Raw genomic sequence first — 7418 nt, forward strand, 5'->3', positions numbered from 1 at the left:
ACCCGAAACAGCTGGGGCATAAACGGGGGCATTTCTCGGAGGGTTTAGCCCCAAGAGCCTGTCGTCGTTCCATGTTCTGATGATCTGGCTGGGGTGGTAGGAATCCTTGCCGTGCGATGATTAGACTCGGCTTTTCCAACCGGTGGCCGGAACTGGGGCGGTTCCGGGGGCATTTTGGCTGCTAGAGAGGCCGCTCACTGGCGCTGAGACGACCGCTGACGATCGATTCCGGGGGACTGAAGACTGGTCGCTGGCGTTGGTGGGTTGGGGTGATTGGACCAGTGCAGGGAATGGCTAGTTGAAGTCCCGATTCTTCACTGGCTCGCACTGCCATAGTCTTCGCTAAAGGAAGGTCATCGAACCCTACCGTATTCAGCAGCACGGGTCTGCATCCAAGGAGAACTGAACCACAGTCACTTAGTCACGGACGACGTAAAAGATCTTTTAACTGCAAGCGTTATGACAAACCATCCTTTAGCCTATTGAAACTGATCATTCGGAACAATCTGGAGAACCAGCCGACGCTCGAATTTTTGTCAGAACGCATAAGTCTTGATAGGTTCCTGATGCTAAGTAGATGAAATTTTTTCGGTGCGATGGATTTTCGAAAGTATATTCGTCAGTGTATTGAACCATAGTCAGTCTCGGAAGAGTTAAGCGAGGTTTGAATGGAACTTGAGCGCAAACATTTCGCCGGCATTGATATGGTTTACGTCAAGGGGCGGATGGTCAGCACAACATCTTGGCAAGTTGGTGAGCTTTTGAATGACCTCATTGAAAACGGTTCGACCAAAATGCTGCTAAACTTGCAGGACGTTGAATATGTCAGCAGTGCCGGATTGCGATCCATTCTGGTGGCCGCAAAACTCATTCAATCGAATGATGGCGAGCTCCGGATATGCTCAGCCCGCGAGGATGTTGCCAAGATCATTGAAATGTCGGGGTTTGACAGTCTCATTAATCTACACGCCGACGAGTCCGAGGCAGTTGCTGCTTTTGATTAGAGCTGACAAAGAAAACGCGCTATTCGCGTCAGATAAGTCTGATACCAAAGTATTCCGACACTGCTAAGAAATGTGTCAGCAACTCAGATTGGATAGTAGCGATATCACCTGCGCCGGTTTTCTTAGAGAAGGCCACAACTTCAACCGGATATCCGTCAACCGTAGGTGGCAACGCCTTTATACCAATTGGATGCCTGCGTTGGTGAACATTCTTTTGGGTTTGTATGAAGCGTTTCATATACACTTGAAACAGTTCGAAGTTCGTGATCCCTGATTTGCTGAAATCAGTCCAAGGGGTGTGTCTAGAAGGGTTGTCCAGGTCGGCCAAAAGCGCGGATATGTCATCACTTATAAGAGGGATATCTCGCAGTTTTTCCAGTTCCTCTAAGGAACAGAAATGCACAGAGTCCGCTTTGACCACAAATGTGAACAACACAAGTCTCGCCCGCATTGTGTCAGTCATGTGCCTGTAGTTCATGTTCGCGCTGTCGAAGAATTTGTGCGTCGGAATTAGTGTGGTGCTGTAATCTCCGTTCTCAACAGTGATGTCATAGAGCCCTATACGCTTGACCGTTCCGTCCGCCTTGAATCCAGGCACCTTAACCTTGTCACCTTCGCGTAGAAGATCCCACGAGGCAATTCTCAGGCTCGCCTGAATAGCCATCAGGGTGTCCCGGAAAATGAACATTAAAACTGCTGTTAACGCACCGAGACCACTCAGCAGAGTAACGATGTCGGTTTCAACTGTTATCGAGATCGCAAAGGCGACCCCTAAGAGGAAAACGACGACCTTTGCCAAATCGACATATCCGGTCGAGCTGGCCCCCTTGTCTCCGGCATTATGACGAATGATACCACCGATCCCGGCCAGTATCTTGATGATCGTTTCAATGGCTATTGCGATCAGTAGCAAGCCACTTATCAGGCGAATTTCATACGCGTAAGGTTCGCCAAGATTGGCAAGGAAGAACGCCACCCCAACAGGGAAGGCATAGACAAAGTGGAACGGACGCAGCGCGTCGACGATAAGATCGACTTGGATCGATCCCACACGCATTGCGAAGCGCATTGCGATGCTTCCAATCAACGTTTTCAGAAATGGAGAGGCTATCAGCGCTATTATGACGAGGACGACAAGGGTTGGTCCCGGATAGGACTGCACGAGAGTAGTCAGTTGCTCCATTTAATACCCCAGCCCAGTGAAAATTAGTCGACTATAGCGCTGACCTGGCTTCGTCTTCGGTGTCAAAGACCGGAAAGATCCTGGAGAATCCGGACATATTAAACACGGACTTAGTGGTCTCGTTCATTGCACAAACGCCTAGTTTCTTTCCCTGCCCATTTAGCCGTTTGCCCAGAGCGAGAATAACACGCAATCCAGTAGATGCGATGAAATCGACCTTTTCGACGTTGATCACCACATTCTTGTTTGGCTCGTTTTCGAGAATCCGGTTGATATCGGTTTCAGCATCAGGACTTGATGTCGTGGTTAGATCGCCGTCGATATAGACAAAGACGGTTTTGTCGTCAGACTTCGATGTGATTTCCAGATACATTTATCGCCTCTTGTTCCACTTCCGCCCACAGGGTTCAGTCACCCATTCGTTTCATCATGACCGTGATATTGCGGCCGTTTTTCCTCCGATACGAGTAGTCATCCATCAAGTTTTTCATCAAGTGGATTCCCAATCCGCCAATTTTGCGATCCTCTAAAGAGCTTTCTGTATCTGGGTCATCCTGCATGAATGGGTCGAATTCGATGCCGTCGTCTTCGACCGATACAATAAGTCTTTGCTTGTCAGTTTCGAGGCTCACATCAATGATGTGTTCCTCTTCGTCCTGGAAGGCGTAGCTAATTATGTTGTTCAGGAAATCATCGAGCACTATCGACAAGGCATTCTGAACTTCGGCCTCCAACCCAAATTTTTCCCCAAATTCCTCAAGCGCTCTTTGACACCTGTCAATTTCTGAAAGCTCATTTTTCAAATGCAGCTCGATCACCGCACGTTCCTCTCGACTTTCCCAATCCACGTAACGCAAACCAAAGACCGTGATATCGTCCGACTGTTCGGCCTCTCCTGCAAATTCATCAACTGAGTCCACAATCTCATGCATCAAATATTTCACACCGTGTTTGTTTGACACGGACAACAAATGTTCTAGCCGCTTCTCACCATAAGCCTCACCTTCGCTATTGAAGGCTTCGGTGATGCCATCAGTGAATACGATGATCTTGTCATCCATTCCCAACTTGATTGTGGCTTCCTCATATTGAATGTTCTCCATGACACCTATCATGGGTCCATGGATTTCATCCAAAGTTTTAAGCTCGCCAGTCGGGGAAAGAATGTATGGCGGGTTATGGCCAGCATTGGTGTAGGTCATCTCGCCAGTCTCGGTATCAATGATGCCGAAAAAGACTGTGATAAACATGCAGTCCTTGTTGTTCTCGCTCAGCTCGTTGTTCGTTTTCTGAATGATGCGCGCCGTCGACATGGTCGACTGGGAATGCGATTTCAGCAAAGTTTTCGTAACCGCCATGAGCAGCGCCGCCGGGACGCCCTTACCCGATACATCTGCAACGACAAAGGCAAACTTGCGCTCGTTGATGAAAAAGAAGTCGTAGAAGTCTCCACCCACCTCTCGCGCAGGCCGCAACGTGGCCCATACATCTATATCCCTATGCTCAGGGAAACGCGGGAACGTCAGCGGGATCATGCTCATCTGGATTTCACGTCCGATATTTAGCTCGTCACCCATGCGTTTGTTTGCGATGGAGAGTTGCTTTTCGAGTTCCTTTTGGTGGGTGATGTCCACCACCACTCCGAGCATTCCACCGCGGCTTCCGTCAGACAAATCAAACGCTTTGGCCCAGTAGAGCATCTGGCGCTCGCTGCCATCCAAAAGCGTAACGGAAATCTCGCTGTGTTTCGTACCGCCATCCTTGATAAGTTCGACGTCCTCCTCGTGGTGAAAACGCCTTTTTTCTTCGGATGGATGCTCCATATCCAGAAGGGTCTTGCCAATGTATTTTTCGTTGGCAGTGCTTCCGAACACATTATTGTATGCTTCGTTGAAAGTGAGAAATCGGGCTTCTGGATCTTTCACGAAAAGCGGATTGGGAATGGCGTCGACCAAGGCAGAAATGAAAGCTAGGTTGTCAGCTAATTTTTTTGCATTTTGCTTCCGTTCCGTAATGTCGATATCCAAACCAGCAACTGCTACGTGATTGCCTTCGGCATCCTTGATTGGGAATGTGCTGACTTGTAGGTGATAGTCCTGCCCTGTGTGGTCCTTGACCAGGGTTTCGGCGTCTCGACGTCGCCCGGTTGCCAGGATATCCCGGTTATATCCCTCGTATGCCTTTCCTTGTTCAGGAAAGATGTCCCTGACTTTCGCGCCAAGGATGTTTTCCCGTTTGACGCCGTGGAACTTTTCAAACGCCCGGTTCACATACTTGAAGCGCATATCCTCGGACTGAACGAACACATTCATCGGCATCTGTTCGATGATCTGATAAACCTCGCTCATCTCCTGTTCAGCCGCTCTTCGGGCGGTGATGTCGCGCACGATGCCTACAAAAATACGCTCTCCACCGACAAACGCCTCGCCAACGGTCAGACCCATTGGAAACTCTGATCCATTTTTGCGAAGACCGACAACCTCACGAGTTCTTCCTATCACTCGTGGGTCTCCGGATTTTACGTAACGTTGCAGATAAGAGTCATGTTCAGATTGCATCGGTTCTGGCATCAGAACATCTACTTTTCCTCCGACAACCTCGCCTCGGTCGTAACCAAATATCTTCTCTGCGCTGTGACTGAATTCTTGGATAACACCATCAGTCCCTATCACGATGATGCCATCAGCTGCATTTTCAAAAATTGTGCGAATTCGGGTTTCACTGGCCTCAAGGCTTTCAGTTCTCTCCGCGACCTTTTGCTCAAGACCACCTATAAGGTCGGCTAGGGCGTCCCGCATGACGTCAAAACTGCGCGCCAACTTGGCAATTTCGTCACCGCCGCTGGTGTCAATCTCAACACCCAAATCACCTTCTGCCATTATCGCGGCTTTTTGTGTGAGCTCCTTGATCGGAGAAGTGATCCTTTTGGATAGAACAGCGGAAATCGCACCGACAAGCAGAGCAAATAATATCAGTAACAAAAGCATCCGATCCCTAAGGTCGGTAACTGGCGCGAAGGCTTCAGCCTCGTCGATTTCACTCATGATGACCCAATTAATCCCTTCAGAATTGATTGGCCGATATGAAGAAAGAACGGGAACACCGCGATAGTCAGGAAAGATTTCGGTATCGGTTTCGCCGGCTAGAGCTCTTCGGGTACCTTGCGTTTCAACTCTCTGAAGCCCGATGGAACTTTCAAACGCCCTGATCTGCTGGATGGTTTCCGGTGCCGTCCCGATGTTTTTAATCATGGCGAAGTAGTTTTCCGCATCTTCAATCAAAAACCGGGACTGATTTCGCATTAAGAAATCCGAGCCAACAAGATAAGTCTCACCGCTTTCGCCCAATCCGACATCGGACCAAGCCTGATTGCTGGTCATGATTTCGTTGATGCGCCCAATCGGCATCTGGAATACCAAAACGCCGGTCAGTTTGCCTTGGTTCATGATCGGTGCAGCTATGAACGAAGCAGGCGCATTGTAGGAAGGTTCGTAGGGTTCAAAGTCAGCCAGTTTGACAAAAACCTGCCCTGCTGCGAGTTCAGGATTTCCCTCTGCTTCCAACCCCCATTGGCGCGCGGCTCTAAAAACCTCTGCAAAATTTGACCTCTGATATGGGCCAGTCAGCAAGGAGGTTCCGAAATCCACTTCTTTGAACACTGAATACACTATCTGTCCGTCTTCAGGTTCCACCAAAAAAATATCGTAGAACCCAAACCGGTCCAGATAGTCGCGGAACCAGGGGTGGTACTTCGAGTGCATCGAACTGTAATAAGTCCCGTCCCCGGCGTCCGTGAGGACATGCTTTTCGCCGGTCGGGTGCGGATTCTGAACGATATATTGCTCCTGAAGATAACGCCCCACTTCCGTGTTCGGAAAATAACTTTCAGCGGAGACGCCTTTTAAGTCTTCGAGAGTATGGGCTTGGAGGCGTTCAAAAAACTCGTCTTCATAGTACCTTCGCATGCCCTCAGACACGGCCATTGCCTCTGGCAAGCGAGCCTCATTCGAGGATTTGAGTGCAGCTATTGCTAGTTTAAACCCATTTATGGCGTTGTGCGCCTCTTCATTGGTCGAAACTGAGCGGATCTGATTGGAAATCAGCTCAAAATAGTCCTCGATCTGTTGAGCCTTCATTTCCCGAACGGCGGTCAACTGCGCAAAGGTGAGGTCGTTGATTGCCGATTTTGCGTTGCGGTATTCGATGCTGCCAAAAATGATCAAGCTGGTCGTCGCCAAAACTGCGCCAAACAGAAACAGCTTCAGCCTGATTGAAATATTCCAACCTTCTTTCACTTCGCTCACCGCGCCCTCCCCGAAGCTAAATGCAAAAAGAAAATGGAGCTTTGAAATGGCTCAAGCTACGGCAAGCGAACAATTGCGCCCTAGATAAGCAGCGCTGAAAATCACTTCCTAGGCTCAAGTTTAGCGGGAGAACGAAATTTCGCAACGTTGACGTCAATCGGTACAAGTTGCTTTCTGTTCGCAGACAAGGACGAGATCGCATCAGCTTTTTATGCCTTTAGAGAGCCCGTCTGTGGTTCAAAGCATTGAATGGCTTCACAAATCGTTAACGACCAAATCAGATTGAACACACCAGCCAATCGCTAATTTCTTAGTGGTAAACTTGTCCGCGCTTCGACCAATTATCTTGAACGAACCAACACCATGTTCAACAAAAAGAAAACTAAGAGATCCCCCGGCAACCCGCTAAGGGCCGCCGAGGGTTTGGTGTCAGGGTAGTCTTCGGTTGACGACATAGTCAGCCAGCCATTGCCAGTAGGCTTCCGCATCACGGAACCCCTGAGCACGAGCAGCCAGATCTTCCGCGGCCTTACGGGTGCAACCGCCATCGAACTCGGCGATAGCAGCCCGTTCCTCAAACGCATCAATGTCAGGGAAACTCATACCGGTAGCCGTATCTGATCGACGATCGACCGGCGTTGCTCGTCACTGATGCCCGCCGAGTAAATCCCGTAGGTGATCCCGTTCTCTGACCGCGCAGATTGGTGACCAACCAGAGAGGCCGTGAAGTGTTCGGGAACACCCGTTCGCTCGCACTGGGTCACAAACCACTTGCGGGTCGAATGAAACACCAGTCCCGGTCGCTCCAGACCCAACCGACGTCGGAGCCTTGCAAATCCCTTGGTGACGTGCGCCACCGTAAGGTCAGGAAACAGAGGGCCATGGCTCGGAAGTTGACTAAACGTCTCGTCCAGAACTGGGTGGACC

At 49.8% G+C, this 7418-nt stretch carries 6 protein-coding genes; 1 reads left to right on the forward strand and 5 read right to left on the reverse strand.

The window, feature by feature from the left end:
• The first annotated feature begins 668 nt into the window (after positions 1 to 668).
• Positions 669 to 1004, forward strand: coding sequence for an STAS domain-containing protein (locus ACR0LH_RS21375; protein ID WP_480722394.1), 336 nt, complete (start codon positions 669 to 671; stop codon positions 1002 to 1004).
• A 28-nt stretch (positions 1005 to 1032) separates the two neighbouring features.
• Here ACR0LH_RS21375 and ACR0LH_RS21380 read toward each other — a convergent pair whose 3' ends face one another.
• The 5 genes from ACR0LH_RS21380 to ACR0LH_RS21400 form a co-directional block, all read right to left on the reverse strand.
• On the reverse strand, positions 1033 to 2187 hold the full coding sequence (locus tag ACR0LH_RS21380) for a mechanosensitive ion channel domain-containing protein (protein ID WP_170389829.1): 1155 nt from the start codon (positions 2185 to 2187) through the stop codon (positions 1033 to 1035).
• 31 nt (positions 2188 to 2218) lie between these two features.
• Positions 2219 to 2560, reverse strand: coding sequence for an STAS domain-containing protein (locus ACR0LH_RS21385; protein WP_170389827.1), 342 nt, complete (start codon positions 2558 to 2560; stop codon positions 2219 to 2221).
• Between the two features lie 34 nt (positions 2561 to 2594).
• On the reverse strand, positions 2595 to 6491 hold the full coding sequence (locus ACR0LH_RS21390) for a PAS domain S-box protein (RefSeq protein WP_480722396.1): 3897 nt from the start codon (positions 6489 to 6491) through the stop codon (positions 2595 to 2597).
• A 429-nt stretch (positions 6492 to 6920) separates the two neighbouring features.
• A complete protein-coding gene (locus ACR0LH_RS21395; protein ID WP_480722397.1) occupies positions 6921 to 7094 on the reverse strand; it encodes a hypothetical protein in 174 nt (57 codons plus the stop codon).
• A partial coding sequence (locus ACR0LH_RS21400) for a site-specific integrase (protein ID WP_480722398.1) occupies positions 7091 to 7418 on the reverse strand: 328 nt, incomplete at its 5' end. The genes ACR0LH_RS21400 and ACR0LH_RS21395, both read right to left, overlap by 4 nt.

It is taken from the genome of Ruegeria sp. CL6 (genome assembly GCF_056536465.1).